Consider the following 25,632-nt stretch of genomic DNA (forward strand, 5'->3'; position numbering starts at 1 on the left):
CGTCACTTGTAACCTGGGGTAAGGCTCCAGCACAGGTAGGAAGGACATCTACGGCAAAAACATCAAAACACTGCTGCCCAAATACAATCGACCCAGCACTGCAAGCTGCCTGGGACCTAACTTGCCACGGCGCCGACAATGGCGCATATGCGCCATGCCTGAAAGCGCGGCCTGTCGAGGTCATGGACTGTGTCAGCAGACGCTTGCAAATCATCCAGGGCACCGAACGCCCGCCCCAAGCCCCAGAGATATTTACATGCATTTTTCGCGCCTTTGCCATCTGGCAGGCTGGCCTGTGGCCGCCGCCGGACTGCTGCTGACGGCACAGTCCGCAATGGCCCAGCAAGCCGCCGCCCAGCCAGAGCTGCCCCAGCTGTCCGAAGTCACCGTGCGAAGCACCTTGCAGCAGTCTGCACTGGAGCAGACCCCGGCCTCCGTCACCGTGCTCGATGGCGAGCGCATGCGCGAGCGCAATCTGCAGGTCAATCTCTCGGAGTCCCTGAGCGCCGCTCCGGGCCTGCAGCTGCAGAACCGCCAGAACTACGCGCAAGACCTGCAGCTATCCATTCGCGGCTTTGGCGCGCGCTCCACCTTCGGCGTGCGCGGCATACAGATCTATGTGGACGGCATTCCCTCCACCATGCCGGATGGCCAGGGTCAGACCAACAATATCGATATCGCCTCGCTGGAGCGCGTGGAAGTGCTGCGCGGCCCCTACTCCGCGCTCTATGGCAACGCCTCTGGCGGCGTGATCAATGCCTATACCGAACGCGGCGAGGGAGCGCCCTCGGTGGAAAGCAGCTTTGCGCTGGGAAGCGACGGCCAGAAGCGACTGGGCCTCAAGGCTCAGGGCGAAGCCAACGGGATTGGCTATGTGCTTAGCGCCAGCCGTTTTCTGACCGACGGCTACCGGGCCCAGAGCGCAGCGGACAAAAACCTGTTCAACGCCCGCATCGATGTCAAGCCCGACGAATACAGTCAGCTGACCCTGGTGGCCAATCATGTGGACATAGATGCGAAGGACCCCGGTGGCATAGAGCCAATGAACTGGGCCAAGAATCCTAAGATGACCACGCCAAATGCGCTGACATACAACTCGCGCAAGAGCGTCAAGCAGACCCAAGCCGGCCTAACCTATGAACGCGAGTTGGGCGCAGGCCAGGCGCTGCGCTTCATGGCTTATGCCGGTCAACGTGAAATGATGCAGTTTCAGTCCACACCCAAGGCCTCACAGACTGGCTACAGAGGCGGAGTGATCGGCCTCAAGCGCGACTATGGCGGCATCGATGCACGCTGGAGCGGCAAATACGAACTGGGCAGCGGCAGCCTGAGCCTGATTGCCGGCCTGGCCGCCAATACCGTCAGGGAAGACCGCCAGGGCTACAAGAACTTTGTGGGCAACCAGCTGGGCGTGGTCGGCGATCTGGTGCGCGACGAGCGCAATACCCTCACCAGCATCGACCCCTATCTGCAAGCCTCCTGGGCCTTTGCGCCGCGCTGGAAGCTCGATGCAGGCCTGCGCTGGAGCAATGTGCAGTTCCAGTCGCGCGACCATTTCCTGGCCGACAAAGACGATAGCGGCAATGCCGGATTCCATAAGCTGCTACCGGTGGTTTCGCTGCAGCACGAGCTCAATCAGGACACCAATGTCTATGCCTCGCTGGGTCGCGGCATGGAAACACCGACCTTCAACGAGATCTCGTACCGCCCCGATCTGGTGGGCGGCCTGAACTTCGGCCTCAAACCTGCGGTATCGACCAGTGCCGAGCTGGGCATCAAGCAACGCTTCAATGTGGCCGGCCTGCGCGGCGACTGGTCTGCAGCGCTGTTCCAGACCAGTACCGACAATGAAATCGTGGTGGCCAGCAACGACAACGGCCGCACCTCTTATCAGAACGCAGGCAAAACACGCCGCCGCGGCATGGAGCTGAGCGGCACCACCTGGCTGATGCCCCAGCTGCGCCTGAACGGCGCGCTGACCGTGCTCGACGCCAGCCTGCGCAGCGGCTATTGCGACAGCAAGGGCCAGGACTGCATTCCCGCCGGCAACCGCATTGCCGGCACGGCCAGGCATCTGGGCTACCTGGGGCTGGAATGGCTTCCCGCCACCGACTGGCGCGTGGGTCTGGACTGGCGTCATGTGGGCCGAATTGCCGCCGACGACAAAAACCAGGTCTATGCCCCCAGCTACAACGTGGCCAGCCTGAGCGTGGGCTACACCCGGCGCCTGGGCGCCTGGAAGCTCAGTGCCTTTGCCCGCGTCGACAATCTGGCTGACAAGAACTATGTGGGCTCGGTCATCGTCAACGAAGGCAACGGACGCTATTACGAGCCGGCCCCAGGACGCCAATGGATGGCCGGGACCAGCCTTAGCTACCAGTTTTAGGCATGTCATCCGCGTTGACGGACAACAGCAAGCGGGCCTGGTGCCCGCTTTTTTCATGTCCGGACAGATCAAAGACGATTTTTCAGAAAAATATTTCGTGCGTACAAACTGCCTGTTCGAGCCCGAAAGCCGCCAATCCCGTGCCCGTTTTGCCTGCCTGGCGGCAGACGCCTGCAACAGGCTTGCGCTCATCAGCCCTGCAAGCCACGTCAAAACAAGGCTATTCACGGTCAATCTCGTGGATCCTCAAGCCGACGCTCATGCAGATTGAGCGGAGTTAGCCCCTGAAGCAGGCATGAACGGCGCACAGAAATCCTTCACTCTGCAACACGCTGCCATCAGGCGTGCAACTGCCACGAAATGCTGGGCAAACGGCAACAGGCGGCCACCCCTAGTAAAGAAATCATTTCTTATAGGAAATTCACATAAAAAGAGCTCAGATCGCAGACTTTTGAAAGCAAATTCACAGCGCTAGAATCCGCCACCAACGCTGCCTCGCATGTTTGAAGCCGGGGCAGGTTTCAGATTCCCCCGTATGTCAGCTCTTTTCGTTTTTTGCCATCCACATCCCAGCCAGGCGGCTTGCAGCCCTGCCGTTCCCGCAGCAGGAGCCGGCGCATGAGCGATGGTTTGCAGAGCCTGGCCCCGCAAGGCGTACAGCTGATCGACATACGGTTGCAGCGTGGCAAGACCCAGGTGTTCGACGGCCTGAACCTGAGCCTGGCGGAGAAGCGCATCGGCGTGATCGGCAACAACGGCGCGGGCAAGTCCAGCCTGTTCCGCCTGCTTTGCGGGCTCGATCTGCCTCAGGCAGGACAGGTACTGGTAGATGATGTGCCCTTGCTGCAGGCGCGCCAGAACCGGCCGGGCCTCGTCGGCCTGATGTTCCAGAACCCGGACGATCAGATCATCTTCCCCACCGTGGAGGAAGAACTGGCGCTGGGGCTGCGCCCCCAGGGCCTGAACAAGCAGCAGGCCAGAGCCAGGGCGCGTGAGCTGCTGGCCGCACGCGGTCTGGCCCACTGGGCCGAGCGAGCCGTCAGCAGCCTGAGCCAGGGCCAGCGCCAGCTCGTGTGCTGGCTCTCGCTGCTGATTGCCGCCCCCCAACTGCTGCTGCTGGACGAGCCCTTTGCCAGCCTGGACCTGCCTGGTCAGGCCCGTCTGGCCCAGGATATCGCCGCCGCACCGCAGCAGGTGCTGGTCTCCACCCATGTGCTCGATCATGTGCGCGACTTTGAACGCGTGATCTGGCTGGAGCAGGGCCGGCTGCGCGGCGACGGCCCGGGCCGCGACATCTGCAGCGCCTACGAGACTTCCGTGCGGGAGCAGCTGATGCAGGCAACCTCCCACGGAGACCTGCATGGGTAGCCTCTACAGCGAAGTTGCAACCTGGCTGCATCGCTGGTCGGCCGGCCTCAAGCTCCTGCTGCTGGCGGTTTTTGGCACGCTGCTGTTCCTGATAGCCAGCCCCTGGGTGCTTGCGGGCTGCGGCGCAACCTGCTTGCTACTCTGGATATCGCTGGGCCAAGCCACACAGGTGGCACGCCGGCTGATGCGCTCAGTCATCGTCGCAGCGCTGCTGGTGGCGGGCTTTCATGTCCTGATGGGCAATCCGGTGCTGGCGGCCGTCAGCAGCCTTCGGCTGGTCTGCGCCTCCACCCTGGGCATTGTGCTGACCGTGACCACGCGCCCCAGCGATCTGGTCGAGGTGCTGGAATGGCTGCTGGCCCCGCTGGCCCGCCTGGGCATCCCCACCGAGCGCGTGGCCATGCAGCTTGCGCTGATGCTGCGCTTTACCGAGCATTTCTTTGTGCAATGGAAGAAGCTGGACGAGGCATACCGGCTGCGCACCGGCAAAAGCGGCGGCCTGCGTCTGATTGCACCGCTGACGATTCATATGCTGCAGGCCACGCGCCGTGTGGCGGACGCCCTCTGGGCAAGACTGGGTTTCTAGGAGACTGTTGATGACCACCACTCCCTCTCACACCGTATCGCGCGGCGGTGCACGCTCCATGGCACAGGTATCGCTGTTCGCGGCGCTGATGGCCGTGATGGGCCTGATTCCCAAGATCGACCTGCCATTCGGCGTGCCCATCACCATCCAGTCGCTGGGCGTGATGCTGGCCGGCGTCATGCTCGGCCCCTGGCGTGGCATGCAATCCATGGCGCTGTTTCTCGCGGCCGTGGCCGTGGGCCTGCCACTGCTGTCGGGCGGCCGCGGCGGCATCGGCGTCTTCATGGCACCTTCTGCCGGCTATCTGATCGGCTATGCGCTGGCCGCCGCCGTGACAGGCGCCATCATGGCCGCCCTGCCGCAAAGCACGCCGCGCCGCACGGCACTGAGCGCTTTCATCGCCTCCGTGCTCGGCGGCCTGCTGTGCCTGCATGCCTTTGGCGTGCTGGGCCTGATGCTGATTGCCAAGATGAGCCTGAGCCAGGCTTTTGCCGTGACGCTGGCCTTTGTGCCAGGCGACTTCATCAAATGCATTCTCTGCGCACTGATTGTTCACACCGTGGCACGCGGTCTGCCTGACTGGCGCTTTGGCGGTCGCCGATGAAGGCGCTATCCGCTGCTGCGCCGCTGCAAGGCTTCTGGCAACTGGTGCATGGCCCGCTGGCCCATTGGGCACAGCACCGACCCGATGTGGTGGCCTTGCAGAGCGAGTCCGACTCCTGGACCTTTGGCCGGCTGCACGCGGAGGTTGAGCTGCGCTCGGCACGCCTGGTGGCGCAACGCGCGCCGCAGATGCTGCTGCTGGATGCCAGCCGCTCCACCCTGGAGCGACTGGTGGACTTTCTGGCCGTGATCCGCAGCGGCCGCTGCGCGGCGGTCGCCGACCCCGACTGGCAACCGGCCGTGCGCCAGCGCATTGAAAGCTGGCTGCCCGGGCAGGCCTGCGAGCTGGAATCGGCAACACCGACAGCCGCCTTCTATACCGGCTTTACCTCGGGCAGCACGGGCCTGCCCAAGGGCTTCAAGCGCCACCATCTGTCGTGGACGGAGAGCTTTCGCGTCGGCCTGCAGGATTTCGGCCCCGTCGTCGCCCAGCGCACGCTGGCACCGGGGCGCATCTCGCACTCGCTGTTTCTGTTCGGGGCCATGCAAGGCATCTGGTATGGCTGCGGCGCCGTCATGCAGGAAAAGTTCTCTGCCTCGCGCTGTCTCGCAACCCTGGCGGGCGGCGATACGCCCTGCCTTGTCGCCGTGCCCAGCCAGTTGCTGCTGATGCTGCAATGGGCGGAGCATAGACAGCTGGCACCGATTCCCGAGGTCGAACTGATCACCATCAGCGGCGCGCGCTGGATGCGCGCCCACACGCCGGCGCTGCGCGCCCTGTTCCCCAAGGCCCGCATCATCGAGTTCTACGGAGCCTCCGAGGCCAGTTTTGTGGCCTGGATGGATGCCGACGAAGCCAGCGGCCCGCAGGCCGTGGGCAGGCCATTCAGCAATGTGGAGCTATCCATTCGCCCCACTGGCAGCGATGCCGCCGAAAATGCACTGGCCGAGCATGGCACCAGCCACGCCAGCGACGGCCTGATCTATATCCGCAGCCCCATGCTGTTCATGGACTATGTGGGCGATGCCCATGACGCTACGGCCGTGCTGCGCGACGGCGACTGGCTGTCCGTGCGCGACATGGGCCATATCGACGAACGCGGCATGCTGTGCCTGGCAGGACGCCAGAGCCGCATGATCGTCACCCAAGGCAAGAACCTGTTTCCCGAGGAAGTGGAGAACCTGCTGGCCAGCCACCCGGCGATTGCCCAGGTCTCGCTGCACGGCCAGGCCGATGCGCTGCGCGGCCTGCAGGTACACGCGGTGCTGCAATGGAGGCACCAGACCAAAGTGCCTTCGGCCCTGGAGCTGAACCAGTGGCTGCGCGAGCGCACCGAAGCCTTCAAGGTGCCGCGCCAGTGGTGGATCTGCGAGCACTGGCCGCAGACAGCCAGCGGCAAGACCGACCACAGCCAGCTGGCCCAGGCCCTGCGCGCCCGGATGGCAGCGCCTGCCGATGCGGGCATATCCCCTGCCCAGCTCCCCGCATTGCGGCCGTGGCAGAGTTGAGGCCCATGCCAAGCAAGACCCCCATCATTGCCTGGGCCCGCAGCCCGCTGGCTCCGATCGGCTCGGCCCTGGCTCGGCTCAGTCCCCATGAACTGGGCCGGCCGCTGCTGCTGTCACTGCTGCAGCAAAGCGGCTTGCCGGCCCATACCGTGGACGCAGTCGTCATCGGCAACGCCCTGGGCGCCGGCGGCAACCCGGCGCGCATGCTGGCACTGGCCGCCGGCCTGCCCGACAATTGCGCCGCGCACACCATCGATACCCAGTGCTGCTCGGGCCTGGATGCGGTGGCCATGGCTGTGGGTCTGCTGCAATCGGGTCAGGCAGAGGTGGTGATTGCCGGAGGCATCGAGGCCTGGAGCCGCGCCCCTATTCGCCAGACCCGCCCGCTACACTCTGGCGAGCAACCCCAGGGCTACGAGCGCCCGCCATTTGCCCCCGATCCCGAGCGCGACCCCGATATGTTGCAATCGGCTGCCGACTATGCGCTTACGCATGGCTTCAGCCGCAGTCAGCAGGAGCAGTATGCGCTGCTGAGCCACAGCCGAGCCCTGGCCGCCCAGGCGCAACTCGCCCTCGAAATCGTGTCTGTGGCTGGGCTTGAGGCCGACGCCTATCCGCGCGCGCTGCAGCCCGCACGTGCCGCGCGCATGCCGGTGCTGGCCCGGGGCAGCTATGAGGGGGCGAGTGCCGACGAAATCGCCGCCCACGCCCTCAGCCCCCTGACCGTCTCTGCAAAGGCCGATGGTGCGGCCCTGCTTTTGCTGGCCACGCCCGAGGCCTGCGCCCGCTGGAATCTGCGGCCCCGCGCACAATGGCTGGCCAGCGCCAGCCTGGGCGCTGCGCCGGAAACACCGCTGCTTGCCGCGATTGCGGCAGCGCAGATGGCGCTGGCCAGAGGCAGCCATGCATTGGCAAGCCCACAGCTGAAGGCACAGGATCTGTCGGTGATCGAACTGCACGATGCCTTTGCCGTGCAAGGCCTGGCTTTTTGCGCTGCCATGGGCATTGCGCCCGAGCAGATCAACTGCGCGGGCGGCGGCCTGGCTCGCGGCCACCCGATCGGCGCGTCAGGTGCGATTGCACTGGTGCGCTGCCTGGCACAGCTTGAGCATCAGGCCCAGTCATCGACACCGGAGGCCGCATTCGGCCTGGCGGCCATTGCCGGAGCCGGTGGCATCGGCGCAGCAACCCTGGTGCAATGGCTGCAAGCCACCCCCTGAATTCATTATTGATAGTTACCACCCCATGTCCAGCAAAGGCTCCGCCGCTACACCACTTGAAAGCATCGACTTGCCAGCAGGCATGGCACTGATGCAGCAGCGCCGCTCCACACGTGCTTTCCTGCCCGATGCCGTGCCAGATGCGCTGCTGCATCAGTTGCTGCTGACGGCGCGCCAGGCGCCCAGCGGCGGCAATCTGCAGCCGGGCCAGCTGATCGCGGTGCGTGGCAAGCTGCGCGAGCAACTGACGGCCGCCCTGCTGCAGGACGTCGAAAGCCAGGTGCCCGAATGCGAGGACTACGCTTACTTTCCGCGCCCCATGCCCATGCAGCTGCGCAAGCGCCAGGTGGCTTCGGCCCAGGCGCTTTACGGCGCCCTGGGCGTGGCGCGCGACGACCGCGCCGGACGCGAAGCGCAGTTTGCGCGCAACTACCGCTTCTTCGATGCGCCCGTGGCGCTGGTCGTCACCATCGACGCCCATTACGGCCCCGGCGGCTATATGGACCTGGGCATGATGCTCTACGGCCTGCAACTGGCCGCCGCCGCCATGGGCCTGGGCAGCTGCGCCATCGGCGCCCTGGCCTCGTACCCTGCCACCGTGCGCCGCGTGCTGGGCCTGCCCGAGAGCAAGCACATCGTCTGCGGCCTGGCCCTGGGCTGGGCCGACGAGACCGCCCCCGTCAACCAGACGCGCACGACCCGTGCCCCTATCGCCGAGTGGTTTCAGACTCTTGAATAAAGGAGCTGCCAGCGCCAGCCAGCAAAGGCTTTCAGGTTATTTTCTACCTGAAACCTAATGAAAACATGCGCTAACAGCTATGTAATGGATAGCAATAAAAAAACGCTGCAAGTGCAGCGCTTGGCTCGATGCCCGACCGCCCCATCAAGGAGACAGCAAGCAAGCGCCGCAGCGCAGCAAGGCTGTCATCCCCCTAGGGGGCGCCGGCGCAAAGCGCCTCAGGAGGTCATCAGAACGCAGGGAAGACCGAGCCCTTGAACTCCTTGTCGATGAACTGGCGCACCTCGTCGGAGTGATAGGACTTGATCAGCTGGGCGACCCAGGGCTGGTTCTTGTCGGCATCGCGCACCACCATGATGTTCACATAGGGGTTCTTGGCCGATTCCAGCGCAATCGCATCCTTCTTGGGATTCAGACCGGCAGAGATCGCGAAATTGGTGTTGACGGTGGAGGCCTCCAGGTCGTCCAGCGAACGTGGCAGCTGGGCCGCATCCAGCTCGACAAACTTGAGCTTCTTGGGGTTGGAGACCACATCCAGAGGTGTGGCCTTCAGGCCCGCGCCCTCCTTGAGCTTGATCAGACCCTGGGTCTGCAACAGCAGCAGCGCGCGGCCGCCATTGGTGGGGTCGTTGGGAATACCGAACTTGGCGCCCGTGGACAGCTCGGACAAGGCCTTGATCTTCTTGGAATAGATGCCGATGGGGAAATTCACCGTGTCGGCCACCCAGCTGATCTTGTAGCCGCGATCCTTGATCTGGGCATCCAGATAGGGACGGTGCTGGTAGCTGTTGGCATCCAGATCGCCGGCGGCCAGTGCCGCATTGGGCTGGACATAGTCGCCGAACTCAATGACCTTGAGGTTCAGGCCGTTCCTGGCGGCGACCTTCTTCACCACTTCCATGATCTGCGCGTGAGGACCGGCAGTCACGCCAATCTTGATGGTCTTGTCCTGGGCCTGGGCGGCAAAGCCCAGCGTGGCCGCAGCAGCCACGGCCAATGTGGTGCGCAAAAGCGAGCGCTTGTTCAACATGCAGATTCCTTGTACGGAAGATTGAGAGTGGCTAAGACTGTAGCGCCAGTTTCAGCTGCCCGAGCGCTGTTTCTTAGACAGATTGCTCAGATGCAAACTACGGATTGGCCATGCAAGCCCGGATGCGTCGAATGCCGCGGGCCGAGCGCCCACAAAAAAGCCCGCTCCTTCACGGTAGCGGGCTTGTGTGGCGCGGTACAGGCCATCAGAGGTCGGACATCGAGGGCGCAGCCAGCACCTGCTGGGCCACCACGTCGAGCACGGCATGGGACTCGTCCTGCCTGTCGATCCAGACCTTGGGCGTGAAGCTGCCGCGCAGGGCAATCGCATCACCTTCGGAGAGACTGCGCAGCACGGCGCAAGGTGCATTGTCGAAAGCGACGATATTCACGGGAATCGAGGAGCCGTCGCCTGCGTTGGCCCGCATGCGGGCCACCATATAGGGGCGGCGGTTGCGGTCTACGCGACTCTCGGGAACGCCGGTGAGTCGGCCGGTTATCAAACCATCCATCATTTGCTGTTATCTACCCAGAAAAAATCATGGCCACCCTTGATCAAGAGCGGCCTTTCAAAAAATCTTGAACCTGCATTTTAGAGGGGGCAGCCTGTTTCCGGGCAGCACCCCTTTTCTTAATTTTTGGTAATGTGCACCGCAGCTCAGCGATGGCTCAGGCGTCGCACGGCCCAGTCGCCCAGGCTTTGAATGGCCTGCACAAAGAAGATCAGAATGATCACCACGACCAGCATCACGTCAGGCAAGAAGCGCTGGTAGCCGTAGCGGATACCCAGATCGCCCAGGCCGCCGCCGCCAATGGCGCCCGCCATGGCCGAGTAGCCGGTCAGGCTGACGAAGCTGATGGTCAGGCCCGCGACGATGCCCGGCAGCGCTTCGGGCAGCAGTACCTTCCAGACGATCTGACCGGTGGTTGCGCCCATGGACTGGGCCGCCTCGATCAGGCCGCCATCGACCTCGCGCAAGGCGGTTTCCACCAGACGGGCCACAAACGGCGCCGCCGCAATCGTCAGCGGCACCACGGCCGCCCAGGTGCCGATGGAGGAGCCCGTGATCAGACGCGTCAGCGGAATGATGGCCACCAGCAAGATGATGAAGGGGGTGGAGCGCAGCGCATTCACGATCCAACCGACAACCTTGTTGGCCGGGCCGTTCTGCAAGATGCCGCCATGGTCGGTCAGGCGCAGGAAGACGCCGAGGGGGATGCCGATCAGACCGCCGATCAGGCCCGAGATGCCGACCATGATCAGCGTCTCCCAGAAGGAATCCAGCAGCAGCTGGAGCATCATTTCCGAAAAATTCTCAAACATCGCTCTCAATCCTTGCTGGACACGATCTGTACCTGCACACCGCTGGTGCGCAGGTGCTCCACGGCCGCGTCAATCTTGGCGGCCTCGCCGCTGGCATAGACGGCCAGCGAGCCAAAAGTCTGCTCCTGGATCTCGTCGATCTGGCCGTGCAGAATCGACAGATCCAGACCCAGCTCGCGAATCAGGTGCGAAAGAATCGGCTGATAGGCGCTCTCGCCTGCATAGGACAAGCGCAGCAGCTGGCCTTGCTGGCCGGGCTGCAGCTGTGCGGCCAGCTGGTTCACGCGCTTCATCACCGACTCGGGCAGTTGCTGGGGCACGATTTCGTCAATCAGGCTCTTGGTGATCGTCTGCTGAGGGCGGGTGAAGACGTCGATCACAGGCCCCAGCTCGGCAATCTCGCCACCGTCGATCACGGCAACGCGGTCGGCAATCTGCTTGATCACCAGCATCTGGTGGGTGATCAGCACCACGGTCACGCCCAGCTCGCGGTTGACCTTGCGCAGCAGATCCAGAATGGAGCGCGTGGTTTCGGGATCCAGCGCCGAAGTGGCTTCGTCGCTGAGCAGCACCTTGGGGTTGCTGGCCAGCGCCCGGGCAATGCCCACGCGCTGTTTCTGGCCGCCGGAAATCTGGGCCGGATAGCGGTCGGCCAGATGGTCCAGGCCCACCAGCTCCAGCAGCGGCGTCACGCGCTGGTAAATCTCGTCCTTGGAAACACCGGCCAGCTCCAGCGGCAGGGCCACGTTGTCATACACGGTACGCGAGGACAGCAAATTGAAGTGCTGGAACACCATGCCAATGTCGCGGCGCGCGGCGCGCAACTCGCCATCGGACAGCTGCATGAGGTCACGTCCATTGACGATGACCTTGCCTTCCGTGGGGCGGTTGAGCAGATTCAGGCAACGCACCAGCGAGCTTTTGCCCGCGCCGGAGCGGCCGATGATGCCGAATACCTCGCCCGAAGCGATTTCCAGATTGATGCCACGCAAGGCGTGCACCGGGCCCTTGGGGCCTTGGTATGTCAGGGATAAATCCCGAATTTCTATCATGAAAAATATCGCGAATCACGCATGAAATATGCGTTTGACGCTATAAAAAGTGATTGTTCCCATCCCAGCAGCAGCGCTGCCGGGCAGCGGGCAATGCAGGCCTTCGTTCTGGTAGATGCCGGCAGATCAAGCCAGCCTACTTTTAGTAGTAACCCTCAATAATGCCTGAGTCTAGGCAAACCTGAGAGCAACTGGGACAAGTGAATTCACTTATGGCGCCGCCAGCAAGCTAGCAAATGCCGGCCTTGCCCAGGCCTGTCCCCACTGGCGGCAAGGCATTGCAGGCCTTAGCATGCTTGCATCTGTCCCCGGTTTTCTCTGCCACCCTATGCAGCCGCCACCTCTGCCCATCCGTGTTGAATGCCCGCCCGGTGCCTGCGACTGCCGGCGCGAGCAGTTGCTGAGCACGCCGGATGCGGATCTGCGCATTCTGCAGCTCACGCGCGAAGAAGAGAAAAAGCTGCTGCAGCGCCTTGAGAGCATCAGCAGCCTGGTCGATCTCGAGCATATGCAGCAGCGCATTCACGCGCTCCTGGGCCTTGAGATACGTATCACGCCCGGCAACAACGAGGTCCGCACCATGCGCGGCATCCAGATCGAGCTTGGCGACCTGCCGGGTCTATGCCGCAAAACACGTCAGAGCATTCCCGCCGCGATCCGCAAGGGGCTAGAGCGCAAGCCCGAGATTGCCTGGGCCCTGCTGGATGCGCATGACCTGTTTGGCATGCCCGACAGCTGATTCCAGCACCGGCAAGGCCTGACAACAAAGCAGGCACTTCGCCACCTGGGTCTTCAGACAACGCTAGTCCTTGCGGCCTACGTCGTCCGGCCCATGGCGGCCTTTCGCTTTCAAAAGCAATACGCCCGATACCCCTCAAGCGCATTTTCATCTTGGTTTTCCCGAGGCTGGATGCCACAGGTTTTCCCTTGCCAGAGCGAGTCGGCTCAGGGCTGGAGTGGCAGTCTGTCTCTGAGGTGACTTCGCTAGGCCCTACGGGCTAGTCCAAACGAGCGATGGTGAGCCGCAAAGCTCGCTTGAACATTGAATTCATCGACAGGCGTCAAGTCAGCGACTAGCTGACCTGGACTAGACCTTGGCCCGATTCGCGGGCAGATCGATAGTGCAAATGCTGCACACATACATCTTTGAGGATTCGTGATGGAAAGCAACCTGAGCTACCGCGCCCTGATCGCGCTGACCGTGACCAGCGTCATGGCTGGTGCAGCCGCCGCCAAAGGCAGCCCCGAAGAAATTGAAAAGCTGGGCAAGTCCTTGACCTGTATCGGTGCCGAAAAGGCCGGCACCGCCAGCGGCGTTCCCGAATACACGGGCAAATGGCTGGGAACGCCGCCTGGAATTCAGTACACGCCGCATGCGGGTCAGCACCCGGTGGACCCCTATGCCAATGAAAAGCCCCTGTTCTCCATCACGGCCGAGAATGTCGCCAAGTACGCCGCCAATCTGACCGAAGGCCAGAAGGCCATGTTTGCGCGCTACCCCAAGACTTTCAGCATTCCCGTCTATCCGGGCCACCGCGACTTCCGCTATCCGGACTTTGCCTGTGCCTCGGCCAAAGCCAATGCGCAGAACGCCGTGATCAGCGCCGACGGAATGGGTGCCGACAACGCAGTCAAGGGGGCCATACCGTTCCCCTTCCCCAAGACCGGCATGGAGCTGGCCTTCAACAACCTGTTTCCGCTGCGCTCGTTCACCGAACACACACTGCGTGACAACGCCTATGTGATGCAGGATGGCTCCACCGTCTTCGGCCGCGCCGACAACCGCAGCATGAGCTTGCTGAACTCCCCCGAGCAGGCCGGCAAGCCGCTGGAAGGCACCATGGCCCAGGGCATGAATGCGGTCAAGCTGCCCGAGCGCGAAAAAGGCGGGGTCAGCGTCAGCCGTGAGCCGGTCAACTTCGGCAAGGACAAGCGCCTGGGCTGGAGCTATGACCCGGGCACACGCCGGGTGCGCCAGATTCCCGAGTACGGCTTTGATCAGCCCATGGGGGGCGGCGTGGGCGCCAAGATGACGATTGACTCCGACCGTCTCTTCAATGGCTCGCCCGAGCGCTACAACTGGAAGAATCTGGGCAAGAAGGAAATCTACATTCCCGCCAATGCGTACAAGATTCACGCCAATACCGTGAAGTACGCCGATCTGCTCAAGCCCGGCCATGCCAACCCTGACTACATGCGCTATGAACTGCGCCGCGTCTGGGTGCTGGAAGCCACGCTCAAGGAAGGCTATCGCCATCTCTATGGCAAGCGCGTGCTATTCCTTGACGAAGACACCGGCCACGCCGTGATGAGCGACTTCTACGATGCACGCGGCAATCTGTGGCAGCAAGGCCTCATCAATTACTACTACGCGTTCGACTCCAACGCCTGGCACGCAGGCACGGCCTTCTACCACGACCTGATCGGCGGGGGCTATGTGGCCTACAACCTGTTCCAGGAGCGCCCCAAGGGCCCCGTGCTTAACAAGGGAGACATGAATCCCTCCATGTTCACCCCTGAAGCCACGCGCAACGCCGGCACCTGAGCGGCTTGCTCTGCCATTCGCCGCTGACACGCGCTGCATGCGGTGCTCGCCGCAGAGAGACCTGGGCCGGGACGGAAAAGCCACCGGCCCCGGTCATCACCACCACCACACCAATTCAATCACATGTCAAAGTCGAACCGCGCCGGGCTGCGCGCCATGGCGGCTGCGGCATTGGGCCTTTGCCTGGGCACGGCCCATGCCCAGACGCCCGCTGCCACCGAAGACCAGGCTCTGGACAGCCTGATCCGCGAGGCCATGCTCTATGCCTACCCCTATCAGGAATTCATGAAAATGCGGCATGAAGCCCTGGAGGTCAAGGACTCCCCCACCGCCACCACGCTCAACCACTTCCGCCACTCGCGCCACCTGGCCACGCCCAAGGACCGCTGGGCCAACGGCCCGATTCGCGACACCTTCTACTCCACCGCCTGGCTGGATCTCGAAAAGTCTCCCCTGGTGCTGTCCCTGCCCGAAACCCATGGCCGCTACTACGTGATCGCCATGATTGGCGCAGACCTCAATACTTTCTCCTACGTGGGCCGGCGCATTGGCGGCACCAAGGCACGCAAGATTGCCCTGGTCGGCCCGCGCTGGAGCGGCAAGATCCCTCAGGTCGACCAGATCGTGCGCGCGCCCACGCGGGATGTCTATCTGAATCTGCGTGTGCTGGTCACCGGTGAAGATGACCTCAAGAGCGCTCATGCCGTGCAGGACGGCTTTCGCATGGAGCCTGTGCTCAGGACCGGCGCAGACAGTCCACAGATCAAGCCGCAGGCCCAGGACTGGAGCCGCTTTGTCGGTGTGAGCAATGAGGCCCTGGCACGCAACCCACCGCCCGGCACGGAACACGCGCTGCTGCAGCGCTTTGCCAGCGTGGGCATCTGCGGCAAGGCCTGCAGCTGGGACAAGCTGCCCGAGGCCGTGCAGCAGCGCTGGCTGAGCCTGGCGCCCGAGATCGAGAAAAACGAACTCAAGAATCGCCTGAATGCCGATCGCAAGACGGCTGACCCCAGACGAAGAAACGGCTGGACCCCTTATCGCCTGCCGGACGGCTTTGGCAGTAACTACGCCATGCGTGCCCAGTCGGCAGCCATGTCGGGCGGCATCCTTGGCCTGGAGGCTGCGGAAGCCACCTACTTTGCCGCCAGCGTCGACGGCAGCGACCAGGCACTTGGCCGGGGCCGGGCCTATCGCCTGCATTTGCCCCAGGGTCGTCTGCCCGCAGATGCCTTCTGGTCCGTCTCGCTCTATGAATTCGTGACCGGCGGCCAATACATGGTGGACAACCCCATCAACCGCTACTCCATTGGAGACCGCACCAAGGGCATGAAGTTCAACGCCGACGGCAGCCTGGACATCTGGTTGCAACCCACGGACCCGGGCCCTGAAAAGCGTGCCAACTGGCTGCCCACGCCCGAGAAGAACCTGTTCTATCTGATGGCCCGCGCCTACCAGCCCTGGCCCGAGGTGCTGGATCCTTCGTGGATTCTGGAGCCGGTGCAACGGATCAACGTCCAATGAATGCAGTGATGGCAAACATGAGAAAAATATCTCGTCTCTATCGATACGCCTTTGCCGCGGCCCTGGCACTGGGCCAGCTCGGTACGGTCAACGCCCACGATCAGGATGACCGCGGCGGCTCGGGAGCGAAAAGCCCGGCCGTGCTTGCTGCCCGCGCCCAGGTGTTCAAGGCCAATCCGCAGATGGTCAAATCCATCATGGAAGGTGGTGGCTTTGGCACCGAGCTGTCGTATGCAGTGGCCAACAGCATGTACAGCCGAACCGACCAGAACGCCATTGCAGAGGCCCGAGCCAGACTCAAGGTCGAGGCCGTGGCTCCGCGTACCTGGCTGCTGCGCTTTCCCATCGTCAATGTGGTGGTCTTCGAGACCGACGAAGGCCTGGTCCTGGTCGATAGCGGCTACGCCCCCGCAGGCCCGGCCTTGGCCGAGACGCTGAAGCAGCTCAGCAACAAGCCGCTGCACACCGTCATCCTGACCCACTTTCATGCCGACCATGCCTTTGGCGCCTGGGCATTGATGGACCAGAAGCCGCGTGTGGTGACCGAGCAGCGCTTCATCGCCCAGATGGAGCTGGACATGCGCAGCAACGGTCTGATCGCGCGCAACAACCAGCAAAGCGTGGCCGACGTGCCGCGCACCTGGGCCGATGCAGTGCGCCCCACACAGACCTTCCAGGACAAGACCACGCTCACCATAGGCGGCGAAGACTTTGTGCTGACCCATGCGCGCGGCGAGACCGAAGACCAGATCTGGGTCGCTGTACCCGGTCGCGGCATTGTGGCCAGTGCCGACTACTTCCAGGGCTTTTTGCCCAATGCAGGCAATGGCAAGCGCCGCCAGCGCTACCCCGAGGAGTGGGCCCAGGCCCTGCGCGACATGGCAGCACTCAAACCCGAGCTGCTGCTGCCGGCGCATGGTCCGGCCATTGCCAGGCCCGAGGAAATCCAGGACCGCCTGCCGGCGCAGGCCCAGATGCTGGACAGCATCTCCAGGCAGGTGGTGGCGGGCCTGAACAGCGGCGAGCGTCGTGATCTGGTGATCGACAAAGTCGCACTGCCGCCGGAGCTGGCCAAGCGAAGCGATGCACGCGAGCTCTATGTCTCGGCCAGGGACATCGGCCGCATGGTGGTCAGCGAGTACAGCGGCTGGTGGGACGATATTCCATCGCACTGGCGCCCGGCGCCTCTGGCCAATGAGGCCAAAGAAATCGTGCAGCTAGCCGGCGGTGCCAGGCCGGTGATTCGGCGTGCAGTGGCGCTGGCAGACAGCAATCCGGAGCTGGCCTCTCACCTGGCCGACTGGGCCTGGTATGCGGATAGCGATGACCCCGAGGTGGCCCAAGGGGCGCTGAACGTCTATGCCCGCCGTGTCGCCAAGCCTCTGCCCACGCAGGAAGTGCTGGTCTATGCCGAGCACATGGTGCGCCTGCAGCTCAAGCTCAATGAACTGGCCAGCCAACGCACAGCCGATGCCGCTCGGCCCGGTCCAGCGCAGTAATCACTGCGACAGGCCCTGAGGCAGTTGCCCGTTCGCAGCAAAGGCGTTGATGGGTAACTGGATATAGGTACGGCCATCATCCTGTGCGGGCGGCAGCTTGCCCGCCCGCACATTGACCTGCACCGAGGGCAGAATCAACGTGGGCATCTCCAGCGTGGCGTCGCGTGCAGTGCGCATCTGCACGAACTCCGCCTCGCTGACGCCGTCATGCACATGGATATTGCCGCTGCGCTGGGCCTGCACCGTGGTCTGCCATTGCGGCTTGCGGCCCGCCGGCGGGTAGTCGTGACAGACAAAGAGGCGGGTCTGCTCAGGCAACGCCAGAATCTGCCTGATCGAACGATAGAGTGTCGCCGCATCGCCGCCGGGAAAGTCGGCACGTGCCGTGCCCACGTCGGGCATGAACAGGGTATCGCCCACAAACACGGTATCTTCCACCAGATAAGCCATATCGGCCGGGGTGTGGCCGGGCACATGCATGGCCAGCAGCTCCAGCTGACCCAGCGGCAGACGCTCGCCATGCTGCACCAGATGGTCGAACTGGCTGCCGTCGGGCAGGAAGCTGCGCTCGAAGTGATAGATCTTGCGAAACACGGCCTGTACATCGCAGATATGGGCACCGATGGCCACCTTGCCGCCCAGGTGGTGACGGATATGCTGGGCCGCCGAGAGATGATCCGCATGAGCATGGGTTTCCAGTATCCACTGCAGCTGCCAGCCTTTGCCGCGCACATAGTCGATCAGTGCGTCCGCTGAACGGCTGCTCAGTGTGCCCGACTTCGGTTCGAAATCCAGCACCGGGTCAATCACGGCAGCCTGAGCGTTGACCGTATCGGCCAGGACATAGCTCAGGGTGCCGGTAGCGGTATCAAAAAACGGCTCGATATGCATCACGCTGGCTGACATGGCAACTCCTTGAACGGCACAACTGAAATTTTTAAACTCGATAGTCAATATACTTTTTTATATAATATATGAAAATATTTTGACGAAAGAAGCCATGTCCTCATCAAGCTTTGACGAAGCACAAGCCGCGCTGGATCTGCAGGCCATGCGCGCCCATGCGGGCGAAGCCGTGGCCATGCTCAAGCTGCTCGGCAACGAAGACCGGCTGCTGCTGCTGTGCCAGCTCGCCCAGCAGGAGCGCACGGTCAGTGAGCTGGAGCAGCTGACCGGCGTGTCCCAGCCCACCTTGTCCCAGCAACTGGGCATTCTGCGCCGCGAGGGTCTGGTCAGCACGCGCCGCGAAGGCAAGTTCATCTGGTATCAGCTGGCCGATGCACGTGCCCTGCAGCTGATGCAGGCCCTCTATCAATTGTTCTGCCAACCGGGAGAGGCAGCATGAATATCTTGTGGAGCGAGTTCACGCCCTGGGCATCGCTGGCCGGCGGCCTGCTGATCGGCCTTTCTGCCGCCCTGCTCGTTGCCTTGCTGGGCCGGGTGGCCGGCATCAGCGGCATTGCCGGGGCATTGCTGCAGCTGCCGACCTGGTCGTCCGTCAAGCAGTGGGGCTGGCGCCTGGCCTTCATCCTGGGCATGGTCACCGCTCCGCTGCTCTGGTCGCTGTTTGCCCCTCTACCAGCCATGGAGTTGCCATCCAGCCCGGCGATCATCATCGCCGCAGGACTGCTGGTGGGCTTTGGCACGCGCATGGGCTCGGGCTGCACCAGCGGTCACGGGGTGTGCGGCCTGTCACGCCTGTCACTGCGCTCGCTGGCAGCCACGCTGTGCTTTATCGCCACGGGCGCCATCACCGTGTTCGTGATGCGCCATGTCATCGCTTGAGTCGCCACAAAGGAACATCATGATCCCCAGTATTGCAGCCCTGCTTTGCGGGCTTGTGTTCGGTCTGGGCCTGATTCTTTCGGGCATGGGTAATCCGACCAAGGTACAGAACTTTCTCGATTTTTTCGGTCGCTGGGATCCCTCTCTGGGCTTCGTCATGGGCGGCGCCATCGCGGTCGGCCTGATTGCCTTCACCTGGGCCAAGCGTCGCAGGACAGCCTTGCTGGGCGAACCCATGCAACTGCCCGCTAGCACCGTCATTGATCGCAAGCTGCTGACGGGCTCTGCCTTGTTCGGCATAGGCTGGGGACTGGCGGGCTTTTGCCCCGGCCCCGCTCTGATGAATCTGGCGACGCTCACACCTCAGGTCTGGCTGTTTGTCGCCGCCATGCTGGTCGGCATGTGGGCACATCAGCTGTGGGCGGCACAGAAAAACTGAGACTTGGCGGCCAACCGCTCGGGAGCCGTCTGCCTGCCGTGATGCCCGGGCCATGTCGGCAGCCTGCACCGCTTTCTCATCGCATCAAGGGCAAGCGGCGCGCGCGTCGCTTCATGCCATCCGCTCTGCATCAGTCCTTGGGCATCAGAGCCTGGGCGAAATGTCGGGCCGGCGCAGGCAGGTCGGCAAAGCTGTTGGCATACAGCTTTAGGCTGCGCTCCGCCCAGGCATCAGTCAGCGGCACCGCATGCAGAGCACGTGCCTCGCCCAGCCGCTGGTAGGCACCTTCGGGCATGACGCCCACGCCCAGTCCGCACTCAATCATTCGGCACATGGCACTCAGGCTGTCCACCTCGATGCGCTGTCGCAGCATGCGTCTGCCGGCACGAGCTTGCCGATTGAGCATCTCCTGAACGATGCTGCTGTCGCGCAAGCCGATCTGGGCATAGTCCAGCGCTTCTTCATAGGCCAGTTCCGGATGCCGGGCCAGAGCGTGATCACTGGGCATGATCAGCACCATGCGCTCGCGCCGATACGGCATGGACTCCAGCCCCTCGACTTCATCGCTGGGACTACAGACGCCAAGATCAGCCATGTGATCACGCACGGCGCGTGCCACCGAGCGGCTGGTCGCCTGGCGCAGATCGATGCGGATGTCGGGATGCTGTTTCACGAAGATCGCAATATCCTCGGGCAGAAACTGCTCCACGGCCGAAGCATTGGCACTGAGGCGCACAAGCCCGCGTATGCCGCGCGCATATTCGCCCAGGTCGTCGCGCAGATGTTCGACCCCCAGAAGAATCGTGCGGGCGTGCGCCAGCAGCAGCTCACCAGCCGGAGTCGGACGCACGCCGCGCGCATGGCGCAGCAGCAAGGGAGTGCGCGCCAGGGATTCCAGTTCGGCAACACGCTTGCTTACGGCTGACGCGACCATGCCGCCCTGTTCGGCCGCACGCGCAATGCTGCCGCATTCGCAAATCAGCACGAACAGATCCAGCGATGAGAGGTCGATCTGGCGCAGAAAGCTACGCGGCGAAGTGAAGTCGGACATGGTCAATGGCCGGCGGGCACTTGAAGGCACAGCCGGGGATTTCGGCAAAAGGTGCCCGGTCACGTCCAGGCACAAAGCACGAGCCATCTCATTTTGGAACGGCTCGAGGAATTTTAGCCACTTCTTGCTGCAGGCCTGGCTACTTAACATGCCCGCTTTGCAAACACACACTCACATGCTTCTTTCCGCTTCCGACGCGCCACGCGTTGCCCAGGCCCTTGTCGGCCTCGGTGCTGTACGCATTGCTTCGCATCAACCATTCATCTATACCTCGGGCTGGGCCAGCCCGGTCTATGTGGATGCGCAAGTCCTGATGTCCGATGTCGCACTGCGCGGCGAAATCATGGACATCGCAGCCCGCTGCATGCGCCCTCTGATTGCTGCACGCGGCATCAATGCCATCGTGGGAACCGAAAGCTCGGGCATTGCTTTTGCCGCATGGCTGGCCGAGCGCCTGGAGCTGCCCATGCTGTATCTGCGCAAGCGCCCTGTCGGCTGGGACATCACGGCCCAACTCGAAGGTCGCCTGCCCGACAACGCCAAGGTCCTGCTGGTGGATGACGTCACCACTGACGGCCGCTCCAAGGCCGGCACGGTTGCAGCCTTGCGCCGCGCCGGCCCCGTGATCGAGGATGTACTGGTGTTGCTCGACTATGCGCTCTATGCCCCCCAGGCAGGCACCCTGGTCGATCACGCCTTGTCCCTGCACGCACTGGCGACCTGGAATCAGCTGCACGAAGCACTGCTGGCGAGCGGACAGCTCAGTGCGGAGCAAAAAGCCACTTTGGCGGACTTCTCGGCCTCGCCTGTGGACTGGTCCATCCGCCACGGAGGTAGCGGAGCATGATGGCCTGCAACACCCTGACGGATACCAACGCACTGGCGCAAGCCCTGCTCTCCGAAATTCGCGAAGCCACCCGTGACGGCCTGGGCGTGACCCGGGAAAGCTATGGCGAAGGCGAGACTGCTGCGCTGCGCATACTTGAGGAACGGGCCGAAGATCTGGGCCTGAGCCATGAATGGGATAGAGCCGGCAACCTGTGGCTGAGACTGCCTGAAGAGAACCGTACCGAGCCCTTTGTCATGGTTGGCTCGCATGCCGACTCCGTGCCTCAGGGCGGTAACTTCGACGGGCTGGCAGGCATTGTCGCCGGCATGCTGATGCTGCTTAAACTGCGCGGCCGCCACGAACAGGCACCGCCGCTGCGCGTACTGGCACTGCGCGGCGAAGAAAGTGCCTGGTATGGCAAGGCCTATCTGGGCTCTCTGTCCCTGCTGGGCAAGCTGCCAGCTGCCACACTGAAGCGGCCTCACCGCGATGGCGTCGGCATCCTCGGTGAAGCCATGTCGCGCTGCGGAGCCGATGTCGATGCCATTGAGCGCGCCGAGCCGCTGCTCGATCTCGCGAATGTCTCAGCCTATCTGGAGCTGCATATCGAGCAGGGTCCGGTCATGGTCAATCGCGGCTGGCCGGTGGCCCTCGTCACCGGCATCCGCGGCAATGTCCGCCACAACCTGATTCGTTGCATCGGTGAAACTGGCCACTCGGGCGCCGTGCCGCGCTGGTTGCGCAAGGATGCATTGCTGGCGGTTGCCGAGTTGCTGTCGCGCATGGACGAACACTGGCGCGTGCTGCTGCAGATGGGCATGGACATGGTGATGACCACGGGCATCTGCTCCACCTCGGCACAATCGCATGCCGTTTCCGTCATTCCCGGCGAAGTGGCGTTCAGCTTTGAGGTGCGCAGCCAGGACACCCAGACCCTGGAGCGCTTCTACACCCTGATGCGCGAAGAGTGCCAGGCCATAGAGCGCGCCCGCGGCGTACATTTCGAGTTCGACGAGCGCCTGTTCACGGAACCAGCCACCATGGATACCGCTTGGCTGAACCGTCTGGAGGCAGCCGCCGGACAAGACAGGAAACTGGAGCGCATGGCAAGCGGCGCCGGCCATGATGCTGCAGTGTTTGCCAATGCCGGCGTGCCCTCGGCCATGGTCTTTATCCGCAACGAAAATGGCTCTCACAATCCGCATGAGGCCATGGACATAGACGATTTCCTGGCGGGAGTCGATCTGCTTACCCGCGCGCTGATTGACTGAACCCTGCCCGCTCTGGCAGGACACTTCCAGGTGCCTTGCAGGCCGGCAGCAATGATCGCGCTGCCGCCTGCTGCCGGAACGCGAGTCCTGGCAGCAGGCGGCCCCTCGTCCGTTTCTGGTTGCAACTAAGGCGAGAGGGCATCAAGCGGCCCTCTATCTTTCAGGCGACAGCCTTGAGCAGATTTTCCACATCCTCGTTCGACAGGAATTTCTCGCTATTCGTCCAGGCCACAAATGCATCCGGACGAATCAGTATCAGGTCAGATTCATAGCGCGCAAACTCATCCGTTTTGGTGGTTTCGACAATGGTCAGGGGCAGCCGCTTGATGTCAGCGATATAGCGGAACGTCTCGAGCGTTTGTGCGGGCGTATCGGCTGCCAGCAGCGTGTAGCCCTGCCCCAGATGCTCAAATATATTTCTGCCATCGCCGAGCGCGGCCGGAGCCAGGTGATGACCGGCACGTGCCGTGAATACATGTGAGCCCTTGGCACTGCAATTGCCGACGGCCGACGCCTGAGTACTGCGCACAATGGGAGAGCCCTCATAGTTGGGCTCGAAAGCATGCACCTCGCCTGCGGCCCCACTGGCCCTCTGACTCCAGGCGGCTTCAAAAGCACTCCTGTCCTTTTCCGGATCAAAGCCATCCAGAAACTGGTGATCAGTCTCTATGGACTTGGCAATAAAGTCGTCAATGGTGGATCTGAATACAGGGCGGCGTTCCTGGTCATAGGAGTTCAGCAATGTTTCGCTGCCCCAGCCTTTCAGCACAGCTGCCAGCTTCCACCCGAGATTGCGTGCATCTTCCAGGCCCGAATTCACGCCATAGCCGCCGTAGGGAGGATGGCTGTGCGCCGCATCGCCGGCGATGAAGACCCGGCCTGAGCGATAGCTGTCGGCAAGCATGAAGCGCAGATCCCAGAAGCCTATATGCTCGAACTCGACATCGAAAGGCGCTCCGACAGCATCTTCCAGATAGGCCTTGAAGTCGAAGTTGTCTGCCGTAGTTCCCGGTGGCACTGGCGCATGGAAGAACCAGGTATTGCCCAGATCGACGCGGCCGAAGAACTTCCAGTAGCCCTTGAGTTCAGGCTGAAGCACGTTGTAGTAAGACTTGCCGGGAAAGCGCTCAAGCAACTTGTGCAGTCCCTGTGAGCGAAACACGAGCAGTACCATGAGGCGATCATGGTCGGTCTTGGTCTGGGTGATGCCTGCTTGCTGACGCACGCCCGAGCGCGCTCCATCACAGCCCACGACATAGCTCGCACGTAGCGTCTTGACATCTGATCCGTTCTTTTCGGATACCGTGACGCTGACACCCTCGTCGTCCTGCTGCAAACTATCGAAATTCCAGCCGTAGAAGGTCTCAACAGATGGCAGCTCGGCGGCTCTATCCCGCAGAACCGCTTCCGTGGCGTACTGAGGCAGGCGCTCGTTCGCTGTGAAGTAGTAAGGCTTGACTAGATCGCGCTGGAGCCAGTCGTAGGAATAAGAGCCCAGCAATGTGTTGTAGGCCGTCAGGCCTCCTATGCCGTATTCGGGCGGAATGGTACGAGCAGCGCGAAGCTCCTTTTCAGCACCCCAGGCGTGGAAATGCTCCATGGTGCGCTGGGTCAGGTTCTGCCCCTTGGGAATCGGTTGCGGCTTGGCGTAACGCTCCACGACGATACAGCGAATGCCGCGCTGACCCAGCTCTATCGCCAGCCCCATGCCCACCGGGCCGCCGCCCACGATGATTACATCGGCATCCTTGTCTGGCGCTTGTGTCTGATTGACTTGCATATTCATTTGCTTTTCTTGTGATAGCCCGTATTACTCGGCAGTAATGCCCTGGGTCTTGATGAGATTGCCCCAGCGCTTGGCATCGGCTTCGATCAAGGCCTGGAAGGCTTGGGGAGTGCTGTGCTGGGGCGTCATGCCCTGGGACTCGAATGCTTTGGCCACTTCAGGCTGAGCAAGAATGCTCTTCAGGGCTTCGTTGATGCTGCGCACAAACTCGGGAGGCAGTCCTTTGGGGCCCAGCAAGCCATACCACATGTCCACATTCATATCGCCCAGGTTCAGACTCCTCAGCGAGGGCACCTGAGGCAGGAGCGGGGATGGCGTGTCTGAACTGATCGCAAGCGCACGGAGCTTGCCTGCCTTGATGTGCTGCAAGGCAACATGGATAGGGAGAAACATCAGATCAATCTGCCCTCCCAGCAAGTCCGTCAAGGCCGGGGCCGTGCCGCGATAGCTGACATGTGTGAGCGATATCCTGGCTTTGCTCTTGAGCAGCTCTGTTGCCAAGTGGTGGGGGGTTCCGGCTCCGGGCGAGCCATAGTTCAGAACGCCAGGGTTTTTCTGTGCATAGCCGATGAGTTCCTTCAGATCCGTGATCCGGGATTGAGAGCCCGTGACAAGCACCAATTGACCTACGCTGGTCTGGCTGATGGCGCTGAGATCGCGAACCGGGCTATATCCCATCTTGGGGTAGAGCTCGGTATTCATCACCAACGTATTCACGGTGACAAGCAAAGTCGTGCCGTCAGGGGTGGACCGGACTACCTCCAGGGTTCCGATATTGCCCGAGGCCCCTGGCTTGTTGTCCACGATGAAGGGGCGCTGAAAGCGCTCCGAGAGCTTGGGACCGATGACTCGGGCAATCAGATCGATGCCTGTGCCTGGCGTGAACGGCACAACCAGCCGCACGGGAGCTTGCGTATTCGCGAATGCCGAAAGCCCGGAAGAGCCCGTAGCTGCTGCGACAGCCACAGTGAGAAGAGCCTTGCGGCGGCTGAGGGGCAAGCCTCCTGCTGAAGGTGTAAGCATGGTGTCTCCTTGTGTTTTGTGCTGCAATTGCACCGCGTCCATTGATTTGAATCAAACGGGAATTTTT

25 protein-coding genes are annotated in these 25,632 nt (G+C 62.6%); 17 read left to right on the forward strand and 8 right to left on the reverse strand.

The window, feature by feature from the left end:
- Positions 1–256: 256 nt before the first annotated feature.
- The 8 genes from F3J24_RS24560 (at position 257) to F3J24_RS24595 (ending at position 8,411) form a co-directional block, all read left to right on the forward strand.
- Positions 257–2,386 (forward strand): TonB-dependent receptor, encoded by a 2,130-nt coding sequence (locus tag F3J24_RS24560; protein ID WP_167011489.1) that lies wholly within the window; start codon positions 257–259, stop codon positions 2,384–2,386.
- A 55-nt stretch (positions 2,387–2,441) separates the two neighbouring features.
- Positions 2,442–2,657, forward strand: a complete 216-nt coding sequence (locus F3J24_RS24565) for a hypothetical protein (RefSeq protein WP_167011491.1) — start codon at positions 2,442–2,444, stop codon at positions 2,655–2,657.
- Positions 2,658–3,004: 347 nt separating this feature from the next.
- Complete coding sequence (locus tag F3J24_RS24570; protein WP_167011493.1) at positions 3,005–3,754, forward strand: energy-coupling factor ABC transporter ATP-binding protein; 750 nt, start codon at positions 3,005–3,007, stop codon at positions 3,752–3,754.
- Complete coding sequence (locus tag F3J24_RS24575; protein ID WP_167011495.1) at positions 3,747–4,340, forward strand: energy-coupling factor transporter transmembrane protein EcfT; 594 nt, start codon at positions 3,747–3,749, stop codon at positions 4,338–4,340. The genes F3J24_RS24570 and F3J24_RS24575 overlap by 8 nt, the downstream gene beginning before the upstream one ends.
- Before the next feature lie 10 nt (positions 4,341–4,350).
- Positions 4,351–4,944, forward strand: a complete 594-nt coding sequence (locus F3J24_RS24580) for a biotin transporter BioY (RefSeq protein WP_167011497.1) — start codon at positions 4,351–4,353, stop codon at positions 4,942–4,944.
- Positions 4,941–6,452, forward strand: coding sequence for an AMP-binding protein (locus F3J24_RS24585; protein WP_167011499.1), 1,512 nt, complete (start codon positions 4,941–4,943; stop codon positions 6,450–6,452). The genes F3J24_RS24580 and F3J24_RS24585 overlap by 4 nt, the downstream gene beginning before the upstream one ends.
- Before the next feature lie 5 nt (positions 6,453–6,457).
- Positions 6,458–7,672, forward strand: a complete 1,215-nt coding sequence (locus F3J24_RS24590; RefSeq protein ID WP_167011501.1) for an acetyl-CoA C-acyltransferase — start codon at positions 6,458–6,460, stop codon at positions 7,670–7,672.
- Positions 7,673–7,697: 25 nt separating this feature from the next.
- Positions 7,698–8,411 (forward strand): nitroreductase, encoded by a 714-nt coding sequence (locus F3J24_RS24595; RefSeq protein ID WP_370527777.1) that lies wholly within the window; start codon positions 7,698–7,700, stop codon positions 8,409–8,411.
- A gap of 229 nt (positions 8,412–8,640) precedes the next feature.
- On the opposite strand, the gene F3J24_RS24600 is transcribed toward F3J24_RS24595, so the two are convergent.
- From F3J24_RS24600 to F3J24_RS24615, 4 genes are all read right to left on the reverse strand, one after another.
- Positions 8,641–9,441 (reverse strand): MetQ/NlpA family ABC transporter substrate-binding protein, encoded by an 801-nt coding sequence (locus tag F3J24_RS24600; protein WP_167011503.1) that lies wholly within the window; start codon positions 9,439–9,441, stop codon positions 8,641–8,643.
- Positions 9,442–9,646: 205 nt separating this feature from the next.
- On the reverse strand, positions 9,647–9,952 hold the full coding sequence (locus tag F3J24_RS24605) for a single-stranded DNA-binding protein (protein ID WP_230629988.1): 306 nt from the start codon (positions 9,950–9,952) through the stop codon (positions 9,647–9,649).
- A gap of 146 nt (positions 9,953–10,098) precedes the next feature.
- Entirely contained in the window at positions 10,099–10,764 is a 666-nt protein-coding gene (locus F3J24_RS24610) for a methionine ABC transporter permease (RefSeq protein WP_003055731.1), read from the reverse strand.
- Positions 10,765–10,769: 5 nt separating this feature from the next.
- Positions 10,770–11,816, reverse strand: a complete 1,047-nt coding sequence (locus F3J24_RS24615) for a methionine ABC transporter ATP-binding protein (RefSeq protein WP_167011505.1) — start codon at positions 11,814–11,816, stop codon at positions 10,770–10,772.
- 328 nt (positions 11,817–12,144) lie between these two features.
- Between F3J24_RS24615 and F3J24_RS24620 the strand changes: the two genes are divergently transcribed.
- The 4 genes from F3J24_RS24620 to F3J24_RS24635 all read left to right on the forward strand — a co-directional run bounded on the left by F3J24_RS24620 (position 12,145) and on the right by F3J24_RS24635 (position 17,381).
- Complete coding sequence (locus F3J24_RS24620) at positions 12,145–12,555, forward strand: hypothetical protein (protein WP_167011541.1); 411 nt, start codon at positions 12,145–12,147, stop codon at positions 12,553–12,555.
- Between the two features lie 420 nt (positions 12,556–12,975).
- The gene (locus F3J24_RS24625) at positions 12,976–14,361 is read left to right on the forward strand and encodes a DUF1329 domain-containing protein (protein ID WP_043004243.1); all 1,386 of its coding nucleotides are present in this window, start codon (positions 12,976–12,978) and stop codon (positions 14,359–14,361) included.
- A gap of 123 nt (positions 14,362–14,484) precedes the next feature.
- Complete coding sequence (locus F3J24_RS24630; protein WP_167011507.1) at positions 14,485–15,882, forward strand: DUF1254 domain-containing protein; 1,398 nt, start codon at positions 14,485–14,487, stop codon at positions 15,880–15,882.
- A gap of 17 nt (positions 15,883–15,899) precedes the next feature.
- Positions 15,900–17,381, forward strand: coding sequence for an MBL fold metallo-hydrolase (locus tag F3J24_RS24635; protein WP_240154469.1), 1,482 nt, complete (start codon positions 15,900–15,902; stop codon positions 17,379–17,381).
- Here F3J24_RS24635 and F3J24_RS24640 read toward each other — a convergent pair whose 3' ends face one another.
- Positions 17,382–18,287, reverse strand: a complete 906-nt coding sequence (locus F3J24_RS24640) for an MBL fold metallo-hydrolase (RefSeq protein ID WP_167011511.1) — start codon at positions 18,285–18,287, stop codon at positions 17,382–17,384.
- A 94-nt stretch (positions 18,288–18,381) separates the two neighbouring features.
- On the opposite strand from F3J24_RS24640, the gene F3J24_RS24645 reads away from it, so the two are divergent.
- The 3 genes from F3J24_RS24645 to F3J24_RS24655 are packed head-to-tail and all read left to right on the forward strand — an operon-like array spanning position 18,382 to position 19,605.
- Positions 18,382–18,726, forward strand: coding sequence for a helix-turn-helix transcriptional regulator (locus tag F3J24_RS24645; RefSeq protein ID WP_167011513.1), 345 nt, complete (start codon positions 18,382–18,384; stop codon positions 18,724–18,726).
- Positions 18,723–19,166, forward strand: a complete 444-nt coding sequence (locus F3J24_RS24650) for a YeeE/YedE family protein (protein WP_167011515.1) — start codon at positions 18,723–18,725, stop codon at positions 19,164–19,166. Before F3J24_RS24645 ends, F3J24_RS24650 begins: the two co-directional genes overlap by 4 nt.
- 19 nt (positions 19,167–19,185) lie before the next feature.
- Positions 19,186–19,605 carry a YeeE/YedE family protein gene (locus tag F3J24_RS24655; RefSeq protein WP_167011517.1) on the forward strand — a complete coding sequence of 140 codons (420 nt, stop codon included), beginning with the start codon at positions 19,186–19,188 and terminating at the stop codon, positions 19,603–19,605.
- Positions 19,606–19,735: 130 nt separating this feature from the next.
- On the opposite strand, the gene F3J24_RS24660 is transcribed toward F3J24_RS24655, so the two are convergent.
- Positions 19,736–20,656 carry a LysR family transcriptional regulator gene (locus F3J24_RS24660; protein WP_167011519.1) on the reverse strand — a complete coding sequence of 307 codons (921 nt, stop codon included), beginning with the start codon at positions 20,654–20,656 and terminating at the stop codon, positions 19,736–19,738.
- A gap of 175 nt (positions 20,657–20,831) precedes the next feature.
- Between F3J24_RS24660 and F3J24_RS24665 the strand changes: the two genes are divergently transcribed.
- Entirely contained in the window at positions 20,832–21,503 is a 672-nt protein-coding gene (locus tag F3J24_RS24665) for an orotate phosphoribosyltransferase (protein WP_167011521.1), read from the forward strand.
- Positions 21,500–22,756, forward strand: a complete 1,257-nt coding sequence (locus tag F3J24_RS24670; protein ID WP_167011523.1) for a hydantoinase/carbamoylase family amidase — start codon at positions 21,500–21,502, stop codon at positions 22,754–22,756. Before F3J24_RS24665 ends, F3J24_RS24670 begins: the two co-directional genes overlap by 4 nt.
- A gap of 160 nt (positions 22,757–22,916) precedes the next feature.
- On the opposite strand, the gene F3J24_RS24675 is transcribed toward F3J24_RS24670, so the two are convergent.
- A complete protein-coding gene (locus F3J24_RS24675) occupies positions 22,917–24,542 on the reverse strand; it encodes an FAD-dependent monooxygenase (protein WP_167011526.1) in 1,626 nt (541 codons plus the stop codon).
- A 24-nt stretch (positions 24,543–24,566) separates the two neighbouring features.
- On the reverse strand, positions 24,567–25,565 hold the full coding sequence (locus F3J24_RS24680) for a tripartite tricarboxylate transporter substrate binding protein (RefSeq protein WP_167011528.1): 999 nt from the start codon (positions 25,563–25,565) through the stop codon (positions 24,567–24,569).
- Positions 25,566–25,632 lie beyond the last annotated feature (67 nt).

Source organism: Comamonas sp. Tr-654 (assembly GCF_011752915.1).
Classification (GTDB): Bacteria; Pseudomonadota; Gammaproteobacteria; order Burkholderiales; family Burkholderiaceae_C; genus Comamonas.